The 23,728-nt window shown below is 36.1% G+C and carries 19 protein-coding genes; 2 read left to right on the top strand and 17 right to left on the bottom strand.

Annotated features, from left to right (window positions below; genetic code table 11):
* Positions 1-242 precede the first annotated feature (242 nt).
* From JMA43_RS12050 to JMA43_RS12025, 6 genes are all read right to left on the bottom strand, one after another.
* Positions 243-752, bottom strand: coding sequence for a lactoylglutathione lyase family protein (locus JMA43_RS12050; RefSeq protein WP_342156879.1), 510 nt, complete (start codon positions 750-752; stop codon positions 243-245).
* Positions 753-764: 12 nt separating this feature from the next.
* Positions 765-2,327 carry a DUF4301 family protein gene (locus tag JMA43_RS12045; RefSeq protein ID WP_342156878.1) on the bottom strand — a complete coding sequence of 521 codons (1,563 nt, stop codon included), beginning with the start codon at positions 2,325-2,327 and terminating at the stop codon, positions 765-767.
* Positions 2,302-2,889 carry an ATP-binding protein gene (locus JMA43_RS12040; RefSeq protein ID WP_342156877.1) on the bottom strand — a complete coding sequence of 196 codons (588 nt, stop codon included), beginning with the start codon at positions 2,887-2,889 and terminating at the stop codon, positions 2,302-2,304. Before JMA43_RS12040 ends, JMA43_RS12045 begins: the two co-directional genes overlap by 26 nt.
* Positions 2,844-3,482 carry a nicotinamide riboside transporter PnuC gene (gene pnuC, locus JMA43_RS12035; RefSeq protein ID WP_342156876.1) on the bottom strand — a complete coding sequence of 213 codons (639 nt, stop codon included), beginning with the start codon at positions 3,480-3,482 and terminating at the stop codon, positions 2,844-2,846. Before pnuC ends, JMA43_RS12040 begins: the two co-directional genes overlap by 46 nt.
* Positions 3,466-3,726: a thiamine-binding protein gene (locus JMA43_RS12030; RefSeq protein WP_342156875.1), complete on the bottom strand. Its 261-nt coding sequence runs from the start codon at positions 3,724-3,726 to the stop codon at positions 3,466-3,468. Before JMA43_RS12030 ends, pnuC begins: the two co-directional genes overlap by 17 nt.
* Before the next feature lie 395 nt (positions 3,727-4,121).
* Positions 4,122-4,745 carry a 4'-phosphopantetheinyl transferase superfamily protein gene (locus JMA43_RS12025; protein WP_342156873.1) on the bottom strand — a complete coding sequence of 208 codons (624 nt, stop codon included), beginning with the start codon at positions 4,743-4,745 and terminating at the stop codon, positions 4,122-4,124.
* 190 nt (positions 4,746-4,935) lie between these two features.
* Between JMA43_RS12025 and ahcY the strand changes: the two genes are divergently transcribed.
* The gene (gene ahcY / locus JMA43_RS12020; RefSeq protein WP_342156871.1) at positions 4,936-6,252 is read left to right on the top strand and encodes an adenosylhomocysteinase; all 1,317 of its coding nucleotides are present in this window, start codon (positions 4,936-4,938) and stop codon (positions 6,250-6,252) included.
* A 581-nt stretch (positions 6,253-6,833) separates the two neighbouring features.
* On the opposite strand, the gene JMA43_RS12015 is transcribed toward ahcY, so the two are convergent.
* From JMA43_RS12015 to JMA43_RS11980, 8 genes are all read right to left on the bottom strand, one after another.
* Positions 6,834-8,654 (bottom strand): cytochrome c oxidase subunit I, encoded by a 1,821-nt coding sequence (locus JMA43_RS12015; protein ID WP_342156870.1) that lies wholly within the window; start codon positions 8,652-8,654, stop codon positions 6,834-6,836.
* Positions 8,655-8,699: 45 nt separating this feature from the next.
* The gene (locus tag JMA43_RS12010; protein WP_342156868.1) at positions 8,700-9,764 is read right to left on the bottom strand and encodes a cytochrome c oxidase subunit II; all 1,065 of its coding nucleotides are present in this window, start codon (positions 9,762-9,764) and stop codon (positions 8,700-8,702) included.
* 33 nt (positions 9,765-9,797) lie between these two features.
* Positions 9,798-11,168, bottom strand: coding sequence for a quinol:cytochrome C oxidoreductase (locus JMA43_RS12005; protein WP_342156867.1), 1,371 nt, complete (start codon positions 11,166-11,168; stop codon positions 9,798-9,800).
* Positions 11,169-11,202: 34 nt separating this feature from the next.
* Positions 11,203-11,793 (bottom strand): c-type cytochrome, encoded by a 591-nt coding sequence (locus JMA43_RS12000; RefSeq protein WP_342156866.1) that lies wholly within the window; start codon positions 11,791-11,793, stop codon positions 11,203-11,205.
* Between the two features lie 9 nt (positions 11,794-11,802).
* Positions 11,803-12,327 carry a DUF3341 domain-containing protein gene (locus JMA43_RS11995; protein WP_342156865.1) on the bottom strand — a complete coding sequence of 175 codons (525 nt, stop codon included), beginning with the start codon at positions 12,325-12,327 and terminating at the stop codon, positions 11,803-11,805.
* 4 nt (positions 12,328-12,331) lie between these two features.
* Positions 12,332-13,819, bottom strand: a complete 1,488-nt coding sequence (nrfD, locus tag JMA43_RS11990) for an NrfD/PsrC family molybdoenzyme membrane anchor subunit (RefSeq protein WP_342156864.1) — start codon at positions 13,817-13,819, stop codon at positions 12,332-12,334.
* A 35-nt stretch (positions 13,820-13,854) separates the two neighbouring features.
* Positions 13,855-16,959, bottom strand: coding sequence for a TAT-variant-translocated molybdopterin oxidoreductase (locus tag JMA43_RS11985; RefSeq protein ID WP_342156863.1), 3,105 nt, complete (start codon positions 16,957-16,959; stop codon positions 13,855-13,857).
* A 91-nt stretch (positions 16,960-17,050) separates the two neighbouring features.
* Positions 17,051-18,334, bottom strand: coding sequence for a cytochrome c3 family protein (locus tag JMA43_RS11980; protein WP_342156916.1), 1,284 nt, complete (start codon positions 18,332-18,334; stop codon positions 17,051-17,053).
* Between the two features lie 211 nt (positions 18,335-18,545).
* Here JMA43_RS11980 and JMA43_RS11975 point away from each other — a divergent pair, with 211 nt between their 5' ends.
* The gene (locus JMA43_RS11975; RefSeq protein WP_342156861.1) at positions 18,546-18,950 is read left to right on the top strand and encodes an SPOR domain-containing protein; all 405 of its coding nucleotides are present in this window, start codon (positions 18,546-18,548) and stop codon (positions 18,948-18,950) included.
* 64 nt (positions 18,951-19,014) lie between these two features.
* On the opposite strand, the gene infB is transcribed toward JMA43_RS11975, so the two are convergent.
* The 3 genes from infB to rimP all read right to left on the bottom strand — a co-directional run bounded on the left by infB (position 19,015) and on the right by rimP (position 23,725).
* Positions 19,015-21,894 (bottom strand): translation initiation factor IF-2, encoded by a 2,880-nt coding sequence (gene infB, locus JMA43_RS11970; RefSeq protein WP_342156859.1) that lies wholly within the window; start codon positions 21,892-21,894, stop codon positions 19,015-19,017.
* 120 nt (positions 21,895-22,014) lie between these two features.
* On the bottom strand, positions 22,015-23,250 hold the full coding sequence (gene nusA, locus JMA43_RS11965; protein WP_342156858.1) for a transcription termination factor NusA: 1,236 nt from the start codon (positions 23,248-23,250) through the stop codon (positions 22,015-22,017).
* Between the two features lie 13 nt (positions 23,251-23,263).
* Positions 23,264-23,725, bottom strand: coding sequence for a ribosome assembly cofactor RimP (rimP, locus tag JMA43_RS11960; protein WP_342156857.1), 462 nt, complete (start codon positions 23,723-23,725; stop codon positions 23,264-23,266).
* Between the last annotated feature and the right edge of the window lie 3 nt (positions 23,726-23,728).

Below are 23,728 nucleotides of genomic sequence, written 5' to 3'. Positions count from 1 at the left end.
TTTGTGTCTGATTAGTATATAGCTATATCTGTTCCATTTAAAATCAGAAGAAATAAATTATTTTAAATAATTGATTTTCAGACAAATAAAATCAAAAACAAAAAAGACAAGAAAAATGTAGATGTGTAAAAAAGTGTATAATAAAATATAAAAGTGTGTAAAAAGTAAACTATCTCGGTTCAATCGCCGAAGCAATTAAATCGTGATTATCGATTAACCTATTACACACTTTTTAATAGTACTTATTTTTGATAAGCTCCAGAGGAATAGGTTAGCTCGTAACTATGCGTGTAAATTTCGAATACTATCCCAAATGGATCTTCTACGTAAACCATTTTATACGGCTTTTCATTAGGGTAATATTCACGAATTGGCATTCGTTGCTTCCCTCCTGCCTCAACAATCCGTTCTGTTAGCTCTTCAATATTTGGATCTTGAACACAAAAGTGAAACAGACCTGTGTTAAAAGGGTTAAATTCTGGAGCCGATTTTACGCCATGCGGAAAAGAAAACAACTCAATTCCTATTCCATCAGACGTTGCCATATGAGCTATCTCAAATGTTTCCCAATTATCTCCAAAAACATCAATACACATTTGCCCAATAGCAGTGTCGGCTTCTTTTTTTACTGTTGAAGGTTGCATAATAACGTACCACCCCATCACATTTTGATAGAAATCTACTGCTTTTTGAATATCTGGAACTGTTATTCCGATATGCGAAAACGACCTTGGGTATTTAACTTCTTTCATTTCTCTATTTATCTATTTATCTTTTACTTGATGCGCTGGTTTTAATAAATCAACCACTGTTTTTACAGGATTAAATGTTGTGAGCGGAACTTCCACAAAAATGGTATTCCAAAAAGCCATTCCTCCATTCCAAAGTCCGGGAAGCTCTAACGCTTTTAGTTCTTTTCCTTCTTTGGTCTTATTCGTGATAAAGGCTTGCTTTTTATTTACAAAATCCAATAAGTTGTACTTTTCGCCTTTATAATTTTTAACACTGCAAACAATATCTACCGGGTTAAAATGTGTAGCCGATTTTAAAATTTCTTCTTGAAACTTATTTTTAGTGTCTATTTGTGGCGTTTCAACAATTTGCAACGAAATGTTTCCGTCTTCATCTTTAATCCAAAAAGGTCCACCTCCAGGCTCTCCTTCATTTTTAACCATTCCGCAAACACGAATAGGCGCGTTTAGTTTTTCTTTTAGAAATTCAATTTGATATATTTCTTTATACTTATCAAAATCACTTCGTACATGCACGTTTAATTCGGTTTGTAAGAAAGATTTTATTTCTGATATTTCTCCTTCTGAAGGCGATGTTTCATCCAACATTTTTGCATAAGCATAAGCTTTGTTTTGTACCTCCAATAATTTCCCTGCAAGTACTTTTTTATACTGAGCCAACTCGTGCTTATATTTATACACCACCACATTATCAATATTTTTTATAAAGATAATGTCGGCATCTTGGTCGTTTAAATTTTCAATCAACGCTCCATGCCCACCAGGTCTGAATAAAATTTCACCTGTTTCTAAACGGAAAGGTTCATTGTTCATGGTAACCGCCAACGTATCGGTTGCCTCTTTTTGATAAGAAAAAGAAGTCTCAAAATCAACTCCAGTTTTTTCGGTTACACGACTTTGAATACGCTCCATTTCCTCGTCAAAGTCGTTATTGTGCTCCTTCGAAATGGTAAAATGTAGTTTTGCCAAGCCGTTGGACTCATCATACAAAGCAGCTTCGTACATATGCTCTTCAAAAGCTGTAGCTGGATGCGTTTTATATTTATGAAAAGGAAGTAATCCTTTAGGACTCGACCCGTAGTCAAATTCATCTTTATCCAATAAAATCTTCACCACATAATACTTCTGAAAATGATCTGGAAGATTTAAAAAATCGGGGTGTTTTTCTACAAATCGCTTGATTACTGCATCGTGAAAAGGAAACTTTTCAATTCCAATAAAAAAAGTTCGAATGAGCTCTGCCTTTTCTCTATTGATGTATGCATTGATAGTTTCATTGGCTGGGTTGTATGTATTTAAAAACTGAAATAACGCTTTAAACATACGAGTTGCAGCACCAGAAGCAGGCACAAATTTCAGCAATGAAAGTTTATCTTTATTCGTATCAAACAAAGAAACAAACGCTTCTTTTTCTTCTTCTGAAAATTTATGAATTCCATTTCCAATGGTAGCTGCGGCGATTAAATTTACAAAAGGAATCCCTTTTTTAAATATTTCAATTTGCTCGGCTACTTGCGCCTCATCGATCCCTTTTTCTTGTAGTTGTTTTTTATCGGTTTCGGTTAGTGTCATCATGCTTTTTGAGTAGTTTATCTATCTGTTGAATGGCGAGCGAAATTCGAGTTTCGATATCGCCTTTCAATAAAACATAGTTTTTGTTATACCGTTGCAAAGTGTTTTCAAAATAAGAAAACATTGCCTCACGCTCGTTTGGTTTATCTCTTAAATCATCCTTCTCCCACGGCACATCAATATACGTTAAAAAATATAAATCGTAGGTGTTTTGTAGCGCATATTTTTCTAGTAAAGGATCGCAACTTCCGGTGTAATATGCTTCGGAATAAACTTTAGTTTCCAACAAATCGGTGTCGCTAAAAAGTACTTTATTGGCACTTTTGGTAAGTGTGTTTTCGAACTCCATCTGACCAATTGCAATAGGAATTAAATCTTTAGGCTCACAAGTTTTTTGCTCTCGGTTCCATTTCTCCTGAAGATACTCTCTTGCATACTCGGGTACCCACACAGTATCATAGTACTTGGCTAATGCTTTTGCGAGCGTTGTTTTCCCAGTAGACTCGGGTCCGAACATTACTATTTTAATAATGTTTGAGGGCTCTTGTTTAAGTTTTTCTTCCATGCTTTATAACCATAAATTGCAATTACGGTAAACAGTATATACTGCAAACTGGTAAATGCCAATCCTTTATATAAATATAGCGGAATCGAAATGATATCGCCAATAATCCAATATATCCAGTTTTCTAATTTCTTTTTTGCCATGAGCCACATCCCTACAAAAAATATGGCGGTTGTAAGAATATCGACATACGAAACCCACGATTGCCATTTGTCGAAAAACTCATACAATCCAAAAACAAATATCATGGTTCCTACAAATAGTAATACTGATATTTTTTGTTCTTTTTGAGTAGTTTTGGTAATTGGGATAAAATGTGAATCGTCTACCTTTCGAGTCCACAAATACCATCCGTAGATACTCATTGAAAAATAATAAGCATTAATCATCATATCGCCCAACAATCCGTATTGCAACAACAAATACACAAATATGGCGGTGCTGATAATTCCTGTTGGATACACCAATATGTTTTCTTTTTTGGAGTACCATACACTCAAAAAACCAAAAAACACCCCAATAATTTCGAGGACTACGTAATGTGTAGGAACGCCGTTATATTGCGCAAAGAGCCAATCAAAAATGTGGTTCATAATCGCTTCGATCAGATTTTACAATTTTCATATACAACAATCCTCTGTCAATCATTTCGAAAGCTTCTTTAATTTCGGTAGTTAAAACTTTCATTACTTCATCATAACTTCCATACACTTGGGTGCTTAAAGGATTTTCCAATACGGTAAGTCCGCTTGCGCGCATTTTTTTTATAAAATGAATAATAGCTGGTTCAAACTCGTCTTGGAGTGGTGTTAAGGTTAATTCTACTGATATGTTCATGTTTTTATTTTTTGATATGTTTAGTGACAAAGGTTCACAGATTCATAGTGTCAAAGGTGCAAAGAAAATTAGCTTTTTGTTGGTAGTTTTTTGTTTTTAAATGCAGGCTCGATATGACTGTAATACCAAAGGTACAAAGTTGCAAAGCATCAAAGGGTCAAAGTTTAAATCTAAAAGTCCTTTACTCTTTCATTTTTTTCTCATTTTCTCTATTAAACAACGATTAACCGATTCAACGAATTAACAATTACACAAAAAGATATCTCGACTCCGCCTGTCTGCCGACATAGGCAGGCTTGATATGACTGTAATACCAAAGTTGCAAAGCATCAAAGGGTCAAAGTTTAAAGCTGTGAACTCTTAACTCTTTCACTTTTTTTCCTCATTCATTTTCTTTAAACTTCAATTGCATAGGCACAGGTAAAACCATCAAATTCTAGAAATTCTACTTTATACTTTTGTATCCTTCCACAGTAAAAAATCCATCCAAATGTTTTCCCTTCTTCTAAATCAAAAGGTAATACTTTAGTATGTTGTTTAAAACTCATGCCTTCCGTAGCAAAAACTTTATACAAGCTCTCTTTTACACACCAAACTACCGTCAGTTTATTAATATCATTATCGGTGAGGTAATTGTATTCGTATCCTACAAATTTATGTGCAATGACACTTATTTTATCACGTTGCTTTTCAATGTCTATTCCAATTGGCGTTTGCTTACTGATAATAATTCCTGAAAATATAAACGAATGCGTAATCGAAATATAATTACCGTCTTTTAAATGTGGCCTCCCTGCAGTATCGTAATACAAATCGGATGTTGTATACCCCGCTTTTTTGAGCAATTGCCTCACACTTAAAAATCCGCGCTGGTGAATCTCAGATTTCATTCGCGACAATCGGTTGATGCAATTGTCGGTAAGTTCAATTCCGTCAGCTAATTCGTCATAAGTTTCTTCTATCTTCCAAATCAACACTTTAGTATGAAGATTGGGCTGTATAGTTTTGTAAAGAGGCATAAATAATACAAGTTATTTATGTAACTTTGCACCGAGTTTTTGCAGTGAAAAATTACTATTACAAAGCAACATTCATTGCTTAACAGTTGTAAAAATAAGAAATGAGTTTCAACTAAATTAATTTTTGCAGTACAACTGCCATAATTATAGTTTTCACTCAACAAATAAATTTTAAAATATAATATTCAATATGAGTACGAAAACAGTTCCTTACGTAGCTTACAAAGTAAAAGATATTTCTTTAGCTGAATGGGGAAGAAAAGAAATAGAGTTAGCCGAAGCTGAAATGCCAGGACTAATGTCTTTAAGAGAAGAATACAAAGACGAGCAACCTTTAAAAGGTTCTCGCATTGCAGGATGTTTACACATGACGGTTCAAACGGCTGTTTTAATCGAAACGCTGGTAGCTCTTGGTGCCGAAGTTACTTGGAGTTCTTGTAACATCTACTCTACGCAAGACGAAGCTGCTGCTGCAATTGCTGCTGCTGGAGTTCCTGTGTATGCTTGGAAAGGAATGAACGAAGAGGAATTTGACTGGTGTATCGAGCAAACTTTATTTTTTGGCGAAGATAGAAAGCCTTTAAATATGATTTTGGACGATGGTGGTGACTTAACCAATATGGTTTTAGACAAATACCCAGAATTGGCAGAAGGTGTAAAAGGACTTTCAGAAGAAACTACTACGGGAGTTCACCGTTTATACGAGCGTGTTAAAAACGGAACACTTCCAATGCCAGCAATTAATGTAAACGACTCGGTTACAAAATCTAAATTTGATAACAAATACGGATGTCGTGAGAGTGCTGTAGATGCTATCCGTAGAGCTACCGACGTAATGCTTGCAGGAAAACGCGTTGTAGTTTGTGGCTATGGAGACGTAGGGAAAGGTACAGCGGCTTCTTTTAGAGGTGCTGGGTCTATCGTTACTGTTACAGAAATCGATCCAATTTGTGCGTTGCAAGCTGCAATGGACGGTTATGAAGTGAAGAAACTTGAAACTGTTGTAGAAAAAGCAGATATCATTATTACCACTACTGGAAATAAAGACATCGTTACTAGCAAGCATTTCGAAAAAATGAAAGATAAAACCATCGTTTGTAATATCGGACATTTTGATAACGAAATCGATGTGGCTTGGTTAAACAAAACGCACGGAGCGAGTAAAGTAAACATCAAACCTCAAGTAGATAAATATACCATCGATGGGAAAGATATTATTTTATTGGCACAAGGTCGTTTGGTTAACTTAGGTTGCGCAACTGGGCACCCAAGTTTTGTAATGAGTAACTCGTTTACAAACCAAACTTTGGCGCAAATCGAGCTTTGGAACTATTCCGATAAGTACGAAAACGACGTTTATATGCTTCCAAAACATTTGGACGAAAAGGTTGCTAAACTTCACCTAGAAAAAATTGGTGTAGAACTTACAGAGCTTAACGAAGAGCAAGCTAAATATATTGGCGTTACGGTTGAAGGGCCATTCAAGCCAGAGTATTACAGATACTAAAACAAATTCATTCAACATATTAAAACTGTCATCCAACTGGGTGGCAGTTTTTTTTGTTTACTATTTTGGGCAATTGCCACACTTTAGTGCGGCACCAGGCTTTACGCTCATAGTTTTATTGTGTATAAAACACAATAAAAGCTATCCGCTTCAATCCTTATTGCGAGAACATCTAAAGATTAATCTAACGTAAGTTCATCATAAGATGGATAAATATGTAATAAATTTGGCCTATTTAAAAAGCATTAAAAATCAAGGAAGCAGTTGTGGCTAAAGATAAAAAGCTGTTTGAGCGTAGCGAGTTCTTTTTATCTATGGCGGATGGTTCCGTAGATTTTCTTATGCTTTTTTAATCAGTCTTGACTTTTTTGTTTCGTTTTTGTGTCAAGACAAAAATGAAAATACCATTAAAAAATTGGAATACAAATAGATGATGAATTTAACTTATAATGACATTATATCGAATTTGCGTTAAACTAATAATTAGTAGATAAAAAAACACCTCACAGATTTTAAAACCTGTGAGGTGTTTTTTATTAACCCTTCGATAACGAAGAAATATATATTTTAAAAAAAATATTCTAGTGGTGCAATTCTTCTTCACCTTCTTGTAAAGGTACAGTTTGCGGAACAAAATCTTGTCCTGGAATTACATACTCTCCATTTTCATTTGTTTTACTATAATCGTAAGCCCAACGGTGTACTTCAGGAATTTCTCCTGGCCAGTTTCCGTGAATTGCTTCAACTGGAGTAGTCCACTCTAAAGTTGTAGAATTCCATGGGTTCTGAGTTGCTTTCTTTCCGTAGAACATACTATAAACAAAATTCCAAACGAAGAACAATTGTGCAAATCCAGCGATAATTGCAAATACAGTCATTACAACTTGAATATCTGTTAAATCGTCAAACATTGGGAAGTTTGTATTGGTATAATAACGTCTTGGTACACCAGCCATACCTACAAAGTGCATTGGGAAGAATACTCCATACGCACAAACTGCAGTAATCCAGAAGTGAATGTATCCTAAGTTTTTGTTCAACATTCTACCGAACATTTTAGGGAACCAGTGGTAAATACCAGCAAACATTCCGTAAAGAGCAGAAATACCCATTACTAAGTGGAAATGCGCTACTACAAAGTAAGTATCGTGAACATTAATGTCTAATGCACTATCTCCCAAAATAATTCCTGTTAAACCACCAGTAATGAAAGTCGATACAAATCCAATTGAGAATAGCATCGCAGGGATCATTTGGATGTTCCCTTTCCATATTGTTGTAATCCAGTTAAAAGCTTTTACAGCAGAAGGAATTGCAATTAACAAAGTTGTAAAGGTAAACACAGATCCTAAGAATGGATTCATCCCTGAGATAAACATGTGGTGACCCCATACAATTGTAGATAAAAATGCAATTGCTAAAATAGACATAATCATTGCGCGGTATCCAAAAATAGGCTTACGTGAGTTTGCAGCCATAATTTCAGATACAAGTCCCATTGCAGGTAAAATAACAATATATACCTCTGGGTGACCTAAGAACCAGAAAAGGTGCTCAAATAATACTGGTGAACCTCCTTGGTAATGTAATACTTCACCTTGAATAAATATATCTGACAAGAAGAAAGAAGTACCAAAACTTCTATCCATTATAAGTAATAATGCTGCAGAAAGTAATACTGGGAAAGAAACAATACCAATAATAGCAGTTACAAAGAAAGCCCATATAGTAAGCGGCAATCTTGTCATTGACATTCCTTTTGTTCTTAAGTTAATAACCGTTACTACGTAGTTTAACGATCCTAATAAAGAAGAGGCAATGAATATAGCCATAGAAACTAACCAAAGTGTCATTCCTAAACCTGATCCTCCTTGTGCTTGTGGTAAAGCACTTAATGGTGGATAAATTGTCCAACCAGCTGCTGCAGGTCCTGCTTCTAAAAACAAAGAACAAATCATTACAATACACGAAACGAAAAACAACCAGTATGAAACCATGTTCATAAACCCAGAAGCCATATCGCGTGCACCAATTTGCAATGGAATTAATAAGTTACTAAATGTTCCACTTAACCCTTGTGTTAATACGAAGAATACCATGATAGTACCGTGAATAGTAACAAGTGCTAAGTAAATATTTGGATCCATAACTCCATCTGGAGCCCATTTCCCTAATAATACTTCAAATACTTTAAAAGATTCTCCAGGCCATGCAATTTGCATTCTAAAAAGTAGCGACATTGCAATACCAAGAACACCCATAATTAAACCTGTAATTAGGAATTGCTTGGAGATCATTTTATGATCTTGACTGAATATATACTTTGTTATAAACGTCTCTTTATGATGATGTCCATGATCATGTGCGTGATCTTCTGAGTGCGTCTGTGCTGTTGCTGACATAATCTTATTTCCTTTATTATTTTTTAACTTAATTAATAGCTTTCTTTACTCTGCTTTAGCAATAGTTTGTTTAAATGTATCTTGACCTGCAATCCAAGCATCAAAATCTTCTTGAGATTCTACTACTATTTTCATTTGCATGTTATAGTGCGAAGATCCACAGATTTTGTTACATAGTAATACGTAATCAAACTCCCAAGCATCAGCATTATCATCGCCATTTGCTTTTCTTTCAGCTCTTAGCTTATTGATGTGTTGTACTTTCTCTACCATATCTGGATCCATTCTCATTTCTTCAGTAGTCACTGTAGGAGTGAAAGAAAACTGAGTAATCATTCCAGGAACACAGTTCATTTGTGCTCTAAAGTGTGGCATATAAGCAGAGTGTAAAACATCTTGCGAACGCATTTTGAAAATCACTTTTCTTCCTACAGGTAAGTGTAATTCTGACTGCGATACAACATCGTCTTGACCGTAAGGATCTGCAGCGTCAATACCGATAACGTTGTTTGTATTGATGTCGATTAAACGAACATTCGCTTGACCTAAAACATTATCATCTCCAGCGTAACGAGCTTTCCAGTTAAATTGTTGCGCATACAACTCAATAATGATAGGGTCTCCTTCTTCTGGATCGATATCCATTAGGCTTGTCCAAGTGAAAAGTCCGTAGATAATTAAACCTGCAAGTGTAATAACTGGAATAATTGTCCAAATAAACTCAAGTTTATCATTATCAGCATAAAATAATGCTTTTTTACCTTTTTGACCTCTGTATTTGTATGCAAAACCGTGTAATAACGCTTGTGTTATAATTTGTACAAAGAAGATTAATGCCATAGAAATGAACATTAAATTATCGTACTCAGATCCGTGCTCTGAAGCTGGAGTTCCAAGAACTACATCTCCCCATTTCCAGAATGAAAAAATGGTAATTAGGTAAATGAAGATTAAAAATCCGAACATCAAATACCCATTCAGCTTGTTGTCTTTATCGTTAGCAACTTGAGAATCATCGGTATTAACTTGCGACAATTCAAAAATTTTAGTCATCTGCCAAATTGCAATGGCAACAAGTATGAGAACAATTATTGTTAATAAAGCAGTCATCGTATATATCCTGTTTACTTTTTAATAGTTTAATTAATAGTGAAAGTGTTTACTTTCTTCAATAAATGGGTTGCGCTTTGGAACGAAAGATTTTGTTCTTGCTAAAGCTCCAAAGACAACAAAAATAAATAATCCTAAGAAGAAAAGTATACTTCCAACTTCTGGAATTCCAAAGCTCCATAACTCTCCAACGGTAGATGGCATTACAATTTGGAAGATATCCATATAGTGACCTATAAGAATACTTACACCCGCCATCATTACAAACCAATTTACACGTTTAAAGTCGCTATTCATTAATACTAAGAATGGGAACACAAAGTTGAATAATAACATTCCGAAGAATACAAAATTGTAGTGCTCAATTCTAGTAATAAAATATCCAACCTCTTCTGGAATGTTTGCATACCAGATAAGCATAAACTGACCGAACCAAAGATACGTCCAGAAAATACTTAAACCGAACATAAACTTAGCTAAATCGTGTAAGTGGCTATCGTTAACATACTCCAACAATCCTTTAGATTTTAAGTACATTGTAAGCATTGCAATAACAGTAATTGCAGACACAAACATACTTGCAAAAACATACCATGCAAATAATGTACTGTACCAGTGTGGCTCTAAACTCATAAACCAATCCCAAGCCATTAACGACTCTGTTACGAAGAAGAACAATAAGAAAAATACAGATAACTTAAAGTTTTTCTTGTAGTAAGTATTGTCGTTTGCTTCGTCTTGTGCGTATGAATTTTTAACAGCAAAATGTCTGTATAAAGCCCATCCTGTTAAGAAAACAAAAGCCCTAATTAGGAAAAATGGAATATTTAAATACCCAGATTTTAATTGTAAAATTTCGTCATGCGCCATAATTGTAGGATCCATCCAAATGTATAAATGATTTAGATGAAAAGCCGACGTAAGCACAAAGAATACATATAATATAATTGCTCCTGGGAAAAGGTAAGCACTTATAGCTTCCATAACTCTGAATAAAACTGGAGACCATCCTACTTGTGCTACATGCTGAATTGCATAAAACACTAATGCTCCAACAGAAATCATGAAAAAGAAAAATCCTGCTATAAAGAAAGCTGCCCAAGGGCGATTTTGTAATTTACTTAATGTGTGAGCATCATGCTCTGCATGTGCATCTGCTTCTGCGTGTGCACCGTGAGCATCTTCATGATGACCAGCTTCTTTTGTTTCTGAATGATGTGTTGCAACAGCTTCATGCGACTCTTCTCCGTGAGAAGCTCCTCCGTGGTGAGCATCTGCTGCTACCATAGCTTTAGCTTCTTCTACAGTAGAAGGAGAACTAATAAAACCGTATCCTATCCCAAGAATACCAACTATCATTAGTATGATAGATGCCATCTTTAATTTATTTGAAAACGTATACATATCTTGATATCTTCTTTTTGATAGTTGATTTTAATTATTTATTCTCTAAGTCGTGTTTTAGCCCCATTACATATTCTGTAACTTGCCAACGTTCTTCTTCACTAAGTTGATTTGCGTAAGACCCCATAGCATTTAATCCGTAACGAATTACGTGGTAAACACTACCTTCGGTAATTGCTCTTCCTGCGTCATCATAACTTGGAACACCAAGTATTTTTTCACGATCTACCAACACACCTTTACCGTTACCTTTTGTTCCATGACATACTGCACAGTAAATATCGAAAAGTTCTTTTCCGTCTTTTAAGTATGCTTCAGTTATAGTAGAATCAGCATTTCTGTATGATTCGAAAGGCATTGGGTTTTTAAGATTCGCTTTTGCTAAGTTGTATCCTTCCAAAGTGTTTGGATACTCGTATGGCATGTGCCCTCTTGAAATAGTTCCCTCTACAGGTAATTGTCCTTCTTTTCCATTTCTAAATGCACTTGTTTCTTGGTAAGTTTCGTAACCTACAGATTCGTACATATTAGGCATGTATTGGTAATTTGGCTTCGAGTTGTTTTGGCAAGAAGCTACAAGGGTAGCAACACCTAAAACAATTCCTATTTTTACAAAAACTCTCATTTCGAATTATTAATGCTTTTCTGAAACTTTAACTTCTACTGCTCCTGTATCTACCAAGAGTCTTGTTAACTCATCTTCGTTGTCGTTCAAAGACACTTCCATTAAAAAGTGGTCGTCTGTTGTACGAACATCTGGATTTTCAGCTTTTTTAAATGGCCATAATCTACTTCTCATATAAAAAGTAATTACCATTAAATGCGCTGCAAAAAATACAGTCATCTCAAACATAATTGGTACAAACGCAGGCATGTTTTCAATAAAACTAAAGCTTGGTTTCCCTCCAATGTTTTGAGGCCAGTCTTCAATCATGATAAAGTTCATCATCAAAACTGCTACTGATATACCTACACACCCATACATAAATGCAGTAATTGCAAGTCTTGTAGGTGCTAATCCCATAGCTTTGTCGAGTCCGTGAACTGGAAACGGCGTATAAATTTCTTCAATATGATGATGCGCTTCTTTAACACGCTTAACGGCCAACATCAAAACGTCGTCATCATTATATATTGCTTGTATAACTTTTGAAGCCATAGTCTTATGAATTATTTTTTGTGTCTTGATCTAAATTTTCTTTAGTGCTGGTTCCTGCTATTACAGATGTTCTAGCATCAGCGCCTGTCCCTACAAGGCTTTTACCTTCTTCACGTAAACGTTTGTAACGCTCACCTGAAGATTTTAAAATTGTTTTTACCTCTGCTTGAGCAATCACTGGGAATGTTCTAGCGTACAATAAGAATAGTACAAAGAAGAATCCAATCGTTCCGATAAAAATTCCTATATCTACAAATGTAGGAGAGAACATTGTCCAAGAAGATGGTAAGTGACCTTTACTTAAGTTGATAACAATAATATCAAAACGCTCAAACCACATTCCGATGTTAATTACAATCGAACAGATAAAAGACCAAATATAGTTTCTTCTTAATTTTTTAATCCATAATGTTTGTGGCACTACAAAGTTACAGATGATAAGTGCCCAGAATGCCCACCAGTATGGTCCTGTTGCAGCACCTATCGAAAGGTATGTATAATCTTCGTAGTTACTTCCAGAATACCAAGCAATAACAAACTCAGTAATATAAGCAACACTAACTACTCCACCTGTTAACAAAATTACTTTGTTCATATACTCAATATGTCCACGAGTAATATATGCTTCTAGGTTTGATACTTTACGCATAATAATAAGTAGCGTTAATACCATTGCAAATCCAGAGAAGATTGCTCCCGCAACGAAATATGGCGGATAAATGGTACTGTGCCATCCTGGAATTACAGATGTAGCAAAGTCAAAAGATACGATGGTGTGTACCGAAAGTACAAGTGGTGTAGCTAAACCTGCTAATACCAATGATACCTCTTCGAAACGTTGCCAATCTTTAGCTCTACCGCTCCATCCGAAACTTAATAAACTGTATATTTTTTTCTGAAATGGCTTAACTGCTCTATCTCTAAGCATTGCAAAATCTGGAAGTAAACCTGTCCACCAGAAAACTAATGATACAGATAAATACGTAGAAATTGCAAATACGTCCCAAAGTAATGGTGAGTTAAAGTTAACCCACAAAGACCCAAATTGGTTTGGAATTGGAAGTACCCAATATGCCAACCATGGACGACCCATGTGAATAATAGGGAACAAACCTGCTTGAACTACCGAGAAAATAGTCATTGCCTCTGCAGAACGGTTTACCGCCATTCTCCATTTTTGACGGAACAATAATAGTACCGCAGAAATCAAAGTTCCTGCGTGACCGATACCTACCCACCATACAAAGTTGGTAATATCCCATGCCCATCCAACAGTTTTATTTAATCCCCATACTCCAATACCGGTAGATACTGTGTATATAATACAACCTAATCCCCAAAGAAAGGCCACTAAGGCTATTGAAAAAACAATCCACCATTGTTTGTTAGCTCTTCCTTCAACAGGAGCAGCAACGTCTACAGTAACATCATGGTAAGACTTCTCTCCCGTTACTAAAGGTTCACGTATAGGTGCTTCGTAGTGCGACGCCATAATACTTTATATAATTATTCTTGTTAATTCTATTTTTATACTTCTTCTGTATTTCTAACTTTTGTGTGGTAGAATACATTCGGTCTAGTTCCTTTAAATCCAAGTAAGTGATACATACGCTTATCTTCTTTAAGCTTTACAATTTCACTTTCTTTATCATTAACATCACCAAACTTCATTGCTCCACTAGTACAAGCCGCAGAACAAGCAGTTTTAAACTCACCGTCTTTAATTGGTCTACCTTCTCTTTTCGCATCAAGAATTGTTTTCTGTGTCATTTGGATACACATAGAACATTTCTCCATAACTCCACGAGATCTAACCGTAACATCTGGGTTTAACACCATTCTACCTAAGTCATCATTCATATAGAAATCAAACTCATCGTTCTGGCTATATAAGAACCAGTTGAAACGACGTACTTTATACGGACAGTTGTTAGCACAGTAACGTGTACCTACACAACGGTTATAAATCATTTGGTTTTGACCTTGCTTACCATGAGAAGTTGCCGCAACTGGACAAACAGTTTCACATGGAGCGTGGTTACAGTGCTGACACATTACTGGTTGGAAAGCTACCTGAGGATTCTCAGATGGGTGCTCCAACTGGTGGTAAGTACTGATAGAGTTTGGAGCAGCTTCAACTACTTCATTATCCCCTTCAAAGCTTTCTTCAGAAGAATAATATCTATCGATACGCAACCAGTGCATATCTCTGTATTTTCTTACCTCGCTCTTACCTACTACAGGAACGTTGTTTTCAGCATGACATGCAATTACACAGGCTCCACACCCAGTACATGCATTTAAGTCGATTGACAAGTTAAAATGATGCCCGATACTAGAATCAAACTCCGCCCAAATATCAGCTTCATCCGCAGCAACTTCTACGTGATTTACTGAAACCTCTGGTTGCGGATTCCAATCGTGAGCACTTTTTGTATTGAAGATTTCAAGAGAAGTTTCTCTTAAAATATCTCCTCTACCATCCATAGTACTCTTCATCTGCACAGACGCAAACTGATGCGTACCAGAAACTTTTTCAATTTTAACTTCTTGTGTATTGTTAAAACCTAAGTAAAGCGGATATGCATTTACTCCAGTCTTCATTTCTTCTTTTACACCTAGTTTTTTACCATATCCAAAAGACAAACCTACGGTTCCTTTTGCTTGACCTGGCTGAATTAAAACTGGCACTTTATCAATAGAAACACCTCCAACAGTAACTTTTACATAGTCACCATCTAGCGCTCCATTAGATACAATATTGTTTTCTAATCCTAAAGCTTCCGCATCAGCTAAAGAAATAGTTAAGTAGTTATCCCAAGTATTTCTTGTAATAGGATCTGGCATTTCTTGCAACCAAGGATTGTTTGCTTGCGTACCGTCACCCATACTTGTTTTAGCATACAAAGTAAGCTCCATTCCGTTTGCAGTAGCTCCAGCTAATTTATTTACTGAAGACGACACTGAAGCAACAGCAGCTTCTGCACCAACAACTGTAGTAGCTTCTGCTTCTACATTTTCTTCGGAAGCAACAACTGCATTACCAGCTGAAACAAATACACCATCATGTAAAGCAGCGTTCCAAGAAGTTCCTCCAAGGATATTTGCTTGCCATGTTTGCTTGATGTAATCGTGATAACTAACATCATTACCTATCCATTTTAATAAAGACTCTTGAAATTGTCTTGTATTAAACAACGGACGGATAGTTGGCTGCATTAAACTGTAATGCCCTTTTTTCATTTCAACATCTCCCCAAGACTCTAAGTAATGAGGCGTTGCTGCAATGTATGTAGTTTTTGTAGACGTTTCATCTTCTTTCAAAGAGAAAGCAACAGAAAGATCTACATTTGCTAATCCAGCTTCAAAATCGGCTGCATTTGGCAATGTGTAAAGCGGATTCACTCCACTCATAATTAAAGCACCTACTTTACCAGATTTCATATCTTCAACCAAAGTAGCTACTTGTTTAGTATTACCTTGACGCGTTAATCTTGGTGTTTCAGCATTCATAACAACGCTTCCAATTGCTTTATTAATAGCTAAAACAACTTTTTGCGCATCTATATCGTTAATCCCTGTAACAACCACAGCACTCTTACCTGCTCTTGCAACTTGAGCCGCAGCATTTTTAACAGCCTCATCAATGTTAGCAGGCAATTCACCTCCAACAGATTTACCGTTTAAATACCCGTAAAATTTAGCTAAAGCTATTTTTTGTTGTGATGGTGTTAAAGGAACTCTTTTATCTGCATTCGCTCCAGTCAAACTCATGTTCGACTCAAACTGAATATGTCTAGACATTTTTCCGTAAGAAGGAATACGTCCTTTTGCATAATCAGAATCAAATCCTCCACCTTGCCAATCTCCTAAGAAATCTGCACCGAAAGAAACAATTACACTTGCTTTTGAAAAATCGTAATCTGCTAAAGCTCTTACTCCATAAGAAGCCTCAAAGGCATTTAGAGCAGCATCTTCAGAAATGGCATCATACTGAATATGTTTAACGTTTCCGTATTTTTCAGAAAATTCAGCAATTAATTTATTTACAGAAGGACTAGCAAAAGTTTGCGTTAACAACACAATTTGCTTTCCAGTAGCTTGTGCAGATGCAAGTCCGCTTACCACATTTGCATCAAGATCCTCCCAAGAAACATAAGCTCCTTTAGATTTAGGACCTTGTACGCGTAAACTATCATACAATCCTAAAACAGACGCATGCACTCTAGCATTTGCTCCACCATTTACTTTTGCGTCGGAATTACTTTCTACTTTAATTGGTCGCCCTTCACGAGTTTTAATTAAAATACTTGCAAAATCATATCCATCTGCAATTGTAGTTGCATAATAGTTTGCCACCCCAGGAACGATATCCTCTGGCTGCACTACATAAGGAATAGATTTTACTACAGGACCCTCACAAGCAGCTAAAGAAGCAGCAGCTGTAGAAAACCCTACATATTTAAGGAAATCACGTCTAGATGTAGACGAAGAACCCAAAGAATCTTTATCTCCTAAAAATTCGTCATTTGGAATTTCCTCAACAAACTCATTCTGTTTAAGCGTCTCAGCGATAGAGCTATTTGGATTTAGCTCCTCAACACTTGACCAGTATTTTTTGTTTGATGCCATGTTATATATAACTATTTTAAATCAACCTGCCTAAAACAGGCTTATCTTAGATTTTGTTGTTTTTGAATTTCTTTTTATAGAAATCTCTTTATTAATAGTGACATTTTGCACACTCGGTTCCACCTAATTGTGCCGCTGTCAATTCATCTACACCGTATTTCTTAGAAAGCTCTTCGTGTATTTTTGCGTAATACTCGTTACCTTCCATCTTAACATTTGTTTTACGGTGACAGTTAATACACCATCCCATTGTTAATGGAGCTTCTTGGTGTACAATTTCCATTTCTTGAATTGGACCGTGACACTCTTGACATGCAATTCGACCAACCGTTACGTGTTGTGAGTGATTAAAATATGCGAAATCTGGTAAGTTATGAATACGAACCCATTTTACAGGTTTTGTTTCACCAGTATAACTTTGCTCGTTAACATCCCAACCAACTGCATCGTATAATTTTGCAATTTCTTTATCGTAAAATTCTTTTGAATGTTCTGCAGTCGCTGTAGACTCAGCAACCTCTGGAATACTTTTATGACAGTTCATACAAACATTCAAAGAAGGAATCCCTGATGTTTTTGAAGTTCTAGCAGAAGAGTGACAGTACTTACAATCGATACCGTTATCTCCAGCGTGTATTCTATGTGAAAAATGTATTGGCTGAATTGGCTGATACCCTTGATCAACTCCTACTTGCATAAAATATCCATACGCGAAGTAAGCAGAAGACAACAACAAGAAGATAACAGAAACCAATACTAAAAATTGATTCTTAACAAAAGCTTTCCATAACGGAAGTCTTTTTTCTGGAGCAGCAAACTCAACACCGTTAGCTTCAGCAATTCTTCTTAGCGTTTTATTCACCAAGAACAACATCACTACAAGCACCCCGAAAACTAATATAAGTGCTCCTAAAATAATTTCATTTCCAACGCCTCCAGAATTAGCTCCAGCATCTGTTCCAGCAGTAGCGCCAGCAACAGCAGCAGGCTTTTCCTCCTTAGGCTGCATTGTATATGCAATAATATTATCGATATCTGCCTCACTTAACTGAGGGAAAGCCGTCATTACGTTTGGTTGATACTCATCCCAAAGCTTAACTGCAGCTTCATCTCCAGACTTAATAAGTGCCTGGCTATTTTTAACCCATGCATGCAACCATTCTGCTTCATGCTTATCTCCCACACCTCTCAATGCAGGACCCGTCATCTTTCTATCCAGATGGTGACAAGCAGCACAATAAGTGTTAAATAAAGATTTCCCAGCAGCAGGATCCGCTCCTTCCTGAGCAAAAAGAGAGCTTGTAAACGCTAGCATAATCGCTAATCCGATACCTAAAATTCGTGAAATTGAATTAGGGTGTATCACCTTTTTCATATTAGAATACGTGTTTTCTATCATAAATTGGCACGGTTTATACAATAAAAAAGTTATCAACCGTTTTTTTAACCGAGCACAAAAATACGACTTAGACTCGATTTGCGAAATGTTAGAGAAGCGTTAATGCTTAATTTATATAGATTCTAAATAAAAAAAATTAAAGTTGAATAAAATAATAAAATTACATTTGCACAAAACAGCATTCATTATGAGAATATTAGAATATAAAAAACAGCTTATTATTTCAGTTTTCGCCCTTATTTTTAGCGGAATAACCTACGGACAAACAAATGTTAAAACTTCACAGACAGACGGAAAAGTAAATATTTCGCAAGATGAAAGAGTTGAAAAACTGGTTGCCTATAAAGCTAAAATTAATAAAACGGATGACGAGAAACGCTTTCGAATTCAAATTTATAACGGAACATTAGAAGGTGCTCAAAAAGCGAAAGAAACCTTTAATAAAGAGTTTAGCGGGATTGATTCTGACATTGCTTTTGAAACTCCAAACTACAAAGTAAGAGTAGGGAAATTTAGAACTCGTTTAGAAGCCGACAGATATTTAATTGAAGTTAAAAAAGAATATCCAAGTGCTTTTTTACTTCAGCCATAAAAAATACAAGCATAAAAAAAAGCGACTCAAATGAGTCGCTTTTTTTATATCTATATTGAAAAATTTATTTCAGCTTTTTCTTCACCTCAACTTCTCTGAAACTTTCTACAACATCACCAATTTGAATGTCGTTATAGTTCTTAATTTGAAGACCACAATCGTATCCTTTAGACACTTCTTTTACGTCGTCTTTAAATCGTTTCAACGAAGCTAATTCTCCAGTGTAAACTACTACACCATCACGTATCAATCTAATTCCAGAATTTCTGTAAACCTTACCATCTGTTACCATACATCCTGCAATAGTTCCAATCTTAGAAATTTTGAAGGTTTCTCTAATTTCAGCAGTACCTGTAATTTCTTCTTTAAGCTCTGGAGACAACATTCCTTCCATCGCATCTTTAAGATCGTTGATTGCATCGTAGATGATAGAATACGTACGGATATCGATTTCTTCCTTATCAGCTACCATTCTAGCATTCCCCATAGGTCTTACGTTAAATCCTATGATAATTGCATCTGAAGCAGTTGCTAAAAGCACATCAGACTCTGTAATTGGTCCAACTGCTTTGTGGATAATATTGATGTGAATTTCTTCCGTAGATAATTTCTGGAACGAATCTGTTAACGCCTCTACCGAACCATCCACATCTCCTTTAAGGATAATGTTAAGTTCTTTAAAGTCTCCTAACGCAATACGTCTTCCAATTTCATCTAAAGTAATATGACGTTGCGTTCTAACCGATTGCTCACGTTGTAATTGTGTACGCTTGGTTGCAATTTGTTTTGCCTCACGCTCGTCTTCGTAAACATTAAATTTATCTCCCGCCTGTGGCGCACCGTCCAATCCTAAAATTGAAATTGGTGTAGATGGACCCGCTTCTTTAATATCGTTACCACGCTCATCTTGCATTGCTTTTACTTTACCGCTATGCGTTCCTGCAAGTACGTAGTCTCCAATTTTTAAAGTACCAGCTTGTACCAATACTGTAGAAACATAACCACGACCTTTATCTAGGAATGCTTCAACAACAGTACCATTGGCAATTTTATTTGGGTTTGCTTTTAGCTCTAAAATTTCAGCCTCGAGCAATACTTTCTCTAATAATTCCTGAACTCCTTGTCCTGTTTTAGCAGAAATATCTTGCGATTGAATTTTTCCACCCCAGTCTTCAACAAGAAGATTCATTTGCGCTAAACTCTCTTTAATTTTATCAGGGTTTGCCGTAGGCTTATCCACCTTGTTAATTGCAAAAACAATTGGCACTCCTGCAGCTTGCGCATGGCTAATAGCCTCTTTTGTTTGTGGCATTACATCATCATCGGCAGCAACCACAATAATTGCTAAATCGGTTACTTGAGCACCACGAGCACGCATCGCTGTAAAGGCTTCGTGACCAGGTGTATCAAGGAAAGCAATTTTTTGTCCGTCTTGCAAGGTAACTCCATACGCACCGATATGCTGTGTAATTCCTCCACTCTCACCAGCAATTACATTTTCTTCACGGATGTAATCCAGTAAAGATGTTTTACCGTGGTCAACGTGCCCCATTACAGTTACAATTGGTGCACGAGGTTTTAAATCTTCAGGAGCATCTACAACTTCTTCTACTGCTTCTTCGATATCAGTAGTAATAAATTCTACTTCGTATCCAAATTCGTCAGCAATAATTGTTAGTGTTTCTGCATCCAAACGTTGATTCATTGTTACCATCATACCAAGCGACATACATGCTGATATAATTTGAGTAACTGGCACATCCATTAAGGTAGCAACTTCACTTACAGTGACAAACTCTGTAACTTTAAGTACTTTGCTTTCCGCTTCTTGTTGTGCTTGTTCTTTTTCAGATTTTTGTCTGTGGAAATCTCTTTTCTCACGACGGTACTTAGCACCTTTCGATTTGTTTGATTTCCCTTGAAGTTTTTCAAGAGTTTCTCGTACTTGTTTTTGTACTTCTTCCTCTGTAGGCTCAACTTTTTCTACTGGAGCATTTCTACGTCCTTTTCCTCTTTGATTTTTATCTTTAGAGAAACGTCCGCCGTTATTATTACCTCCAGTATTTGGTCTTGGACCTCTGTTGTTATTGTTACCGTCTTTACTGATTCTACGACGACGTTTTTTCTTATCGTCTGCGGTTTTATTATCACCTTTTTTATCAGTAGACTTGGCAGTTTCTTTTTTCTTTTTAGGCTTATTAAACTGAGAAAGATCGATTTTCTCTCCTGTAAAATTAGGACCCGATAGTTTTGTGTATTGCGTTTTTACTTGTTCCGCATCTACTTCTTCTCCGTCAACAATTACTTTCTTTGTAACCTTTGGAGCTACTGGCTCTTTCACAACAGGTTTCGCTTCTTGCTTTGGTTTTTCCACCTCTTTTGGTTTAGAAGTATTTTGAGGAGTCTTAGCTTCTACAGGCTTTTCAACTGGTTTTTGTACCGGTTTTGGAGCTGGTGTATTTTTAGTTTCTCCCTGTGGTTTTACTTCTTCTTTTTTAGGAGCCTCCACTTGTTGCGGAGCTGGCTTTGGCGCATCTACTTTTTCAGCTGGAGTTGCTTCTTTTTCTGCTGAAGCTGGTTGATCTTTCTTTCCATCAAGATCTATTTTCCCAACAGTTTTTGGACCTGTTAACGTTGCTTTAGCTTTTACAACCTCTTGCTCTTCTTGCTTTTGGCGTTTTAGCTCGTTCTCTTTTTCCAACTCCTGCCTAATCGCTTCTTTCTCTTTACGCTTTTCTTCTCCAACCTCTTTAGAAGCTACTTTCTTACTTCTATCTGTTTGAAATTCACCCAAGAGAACATTATATACTTCATTGGTTATTTTTGCAGTAGGACGTGCCTCCACTTCATAACCCTTCGCCGATAGAAATTCTACCGCTCGATCTAATGAAATGTTTAATTCTCTTAAAACTTTATTTAGCCTCAATTTTGCGCTTTCAGCCATACAATATTTGTTATCCTAAAAATTTATTTACTCAGTTTGAGCGTGTTAAATATTTCTTTTTACAGAAACATTTGATAATATGCTTTTAAAAATTCCTTTCTACTGAAAGGGTGGTCAAATTTAATCTTCGAACTCTTCTTTTAGAACCCTAACAACATCTAAAATTGTTTCTTCTTCTAAATCGGTTCTTCTTACTAAATCTGCAACATCTTGATCTAATACACTTTTTGCAGTGTCAAGACCAATTTTTCTGAACTCGTCGATAATCCACTCTTCGATTTCATCTGAAAACTCTGTTAACTCTACGTCCTCGTCTTCAACACCTTCGCGAATTACGTCGATTTCATAACCTGTTAATTGCCCTGCTAAACGGATGTTAAATCCACCTTTACCAATTGCTTTAGAAACTTCTTCTGGTTTTAAAAGCACCTCGGCATGCATGGTTTCATCGTTCAAAGTTACTAAACTTACTTTAGCTGGACTCAATGCACGGCTAATAAATAACTGCGGATTGTTGGTGAAATTAATCACATCGATATTTTCGTTCCCCAACTCACGCACAATTCCATGTATTCTAGAACCCTTCATTCCAACACAAGCACCTACAGGATCGATACGATCATCGTATGAATCTACCGCTACTTTTGCTTTCTCTCCAGGAATTCTAACTACTTTTTTAACAGTAATTAATCCGTCGAAAACTTCAGGAATTTCTTGCTCGAATAATTTTTCAAGGAATTCTGGTGCCGTTCTAGACATAATAATCATCGGCTTGTTTCCTTTCAACTCTACGCCTTCAATAATCCCTCTTACATTTTCTCCTTTTCTGAAGAAATCTGAAGGTATTTGTTTGTCTTTCGGAAGTACAATTTCGTTCCCTTCATCGTCAAGCAAAATCACTGCTTTATGACGAATATGATGAACTTCTGCTGTATAAATATCTCCGATAAGATCTTTAAATTGCTTGTAGATAGTAGTGTTATCGTGCTCGTGAATTTTAGAAATTAAGTTTTGTCTTAACGCCAAAATAGAACGTCTTCCAAGATCGATTAACTTCACTTCTTCCGATACATCTTCCCCTACTTCAAAATCTGGTTCGATTTTGCGAGCTTCTGTTAAAGAAATTTCTTGGTTATCATCTTCCACTTCATCATCAGCAACCACAACTCGGTTTCTCCAAATCTCTAAATCTCCTTTATCAGGGTTTATAATGATATCAAAATTATCATCAGATCCAAATTTTTTCTTTAGCGCATTTCTAAATACATCTTCTAAAATGGCCATTAACGTTACACGATCTATGAGTTTATCGTCTTTAAACTCCGAAAAAGATTCGATCAATGCAAGATTCTCCATGTCAATTTCTTAATTAAAATGTTATCATCACTTTAGCTTCCACTATATCCTCAAAAGGGATTTCCTTTTCATACTTAACCGTTACTTTTCCTTTTCCAACGGGTTTTGGCTCTCGTGCCTTCCAACTCAATTGAATACCAGTTTCTGTAACAGCGGTAAGTTCTCCTTCTAATTTATCTTCAGCAGTTTTTACCTGAAATTTTCTACCTATGTTTTTTGTATATTGCCTGTTGTTAATTACAGGCTCTGTAGCTCCCGGAGAAGTAACTTCTAGAGCGAAATCGTACTCGTCTCTGTCAAGGTTATGTTCTACATGCCTGCTTACCGCAATGCAATCTTTCAAAGTAACTCCATTATCGCCATCAATTATAACCTTGATTTTGTTATCTGGAGTCATAGAGAAATCAATCAAAAAAAGCGATTGATGTTCCTCAAAAACTTCATTTAAAAGTGCTTTTACTCTTTCCTTCAACATCTA

This window comes from Joostella sp. CR20 (genome assembly GCF_038433465.1).
In the GTDB taxonomy this organism is placed as follows: Bacteria; Bacteroidota; Bacteroidia; order Flavobacteriales; family Flavobacteriaceae; genus Galbibacter.
This window is presented reverse-complemented; position numbering and strand designations above follow the sequence as displayed.

Bases quoted from the DNA above. Each gene is read 5' to 3' on its own strand.
- JMA43_RS12050 (WP_342156879.1), bottom strand. From the start codon at position 752: ATGAAAGAAGTTAAATACCCAAGGTCGTTTTCGCATATCGGAATAACA.
- JMA43_RS12045 (WP_342156878.1), bottom strand. From the start codon at position 2,327: ATGATGACACTAACCGAAACCGATAAAAAACAACTACAAGAAAAAGGG.
- JMA43_RS12015 (WP_342156870.1), bottom strand. From the start codon at position 8,654: ATGTCAGCAACAGCACAGACGCACTCAGAAGATCACGCACATGATCAT.
- JMA43_RS11975 (WP_342156861.1), top strand. From the start codon at position 18,546: ATGAGAATATTAGAATATAAAAAACAGCTTATTATTTCAGTTTTCGCC.
- JMA43_RS11985 (WP_342156863.1), bottom strand. From the start codon at position 16,959: ATGGCATCAAACAAAAAATACTGGTCAAGTGTTGAGGAGCTAAATCCA.
- JMA43_RS12005 (WP_342156867.1), bottom strand. From the start codon at position 11,168: ATGTATACGTTTTCAAATAAATTAAAGATGGCATCTATCATACTAATG.
- JMA43_RS12000 (WP_342156866.1), bottom strand. From the start codon at position 11,793: ATGAGAGTTTTTGTAAAAATAGGAATTGTTTTAGGTGTTGCTACCCTT.
- infB (WP_342156859.1), bottom strand. From the start codon at position 21,894: ATGGCTGAAAGCGCAAAATTGAGGCTAAATAAAGTTTTAAGAGAATTA.
- ahcY (WP_342156871.1), top strand. From the start codon at position 4,936: ATGAGTACGAAAACAGTTCCTTACGTAGCTTACAAAGTAAAAGATATT.
- nrfD (WP_342156864.1), bottom strand. From the start codon at position 13,819: ATGGCGTCGCACTACGAAGCACCTATACGTGAACCTTTAGTAACGGGA.
- JMA43_RS11995 (WP_342156865.1), bottom strand. From the start codon at position 12,327: ATGGCTTCAAAAGTTATACAAGCAATATATAATGATGACGACGTTTTG.
- JMA43_RS11980 (WP_342156916.1), bottom strand. From the start codon at position 18,334: ATGAAAAAGGTGATACACCCTAATTCAATTTCACGAATTTTAGGTATC.
- rimP (WP_342156857.1), bottom strand. From the start codon at position 23,725: ATGTTGAAGGAAAGAGTAAAAGCACTTTTAAATGAAGTTTTTGAGGAA.
- JMA43_RS12040 (WP_342156877.1), bottom strand. From the start codon at position 2,889: ATGGAAGAAAAACTTAAACAAGAGCCCTCAAACATTATTAAAATAGTA.
- pnuC (WP_342156876.1), bottom strand. From the start codon at position 3,482: ATGAACCACATTTTTGATTGGCTCTTTGCGCAATATAACGGCGTTCCT.
- JMA43_RS12030 (WP_342156875.1), bottom strand. From the start codon at position 3,726: ATGAACATATCAGTAGAATTAACCTTAACACCACTCCAAGACGAGTTT.
- JMA43_RS12010 (WP_342156868.1), bottom strand. From the start codon at position 9,764: ATGACTGCTTTATTAACAATAATTGTTCTCATACTTGTTGCCATTGCA.
- JMA43_RS12025 (WP_342156873.1), bottom strand. From the start codon at position 4,745: ATGCCTCTTTACAAAACTATACAGCCCAATCTTCATACTAAAGTGTTG.
- nusA (WP_342156858.1), bottom strand. From the start codon at position 23,250: ATGGAGAATCTTGCATTGATCGAATCTTTTTCGGAGTTTAAAGACGAT.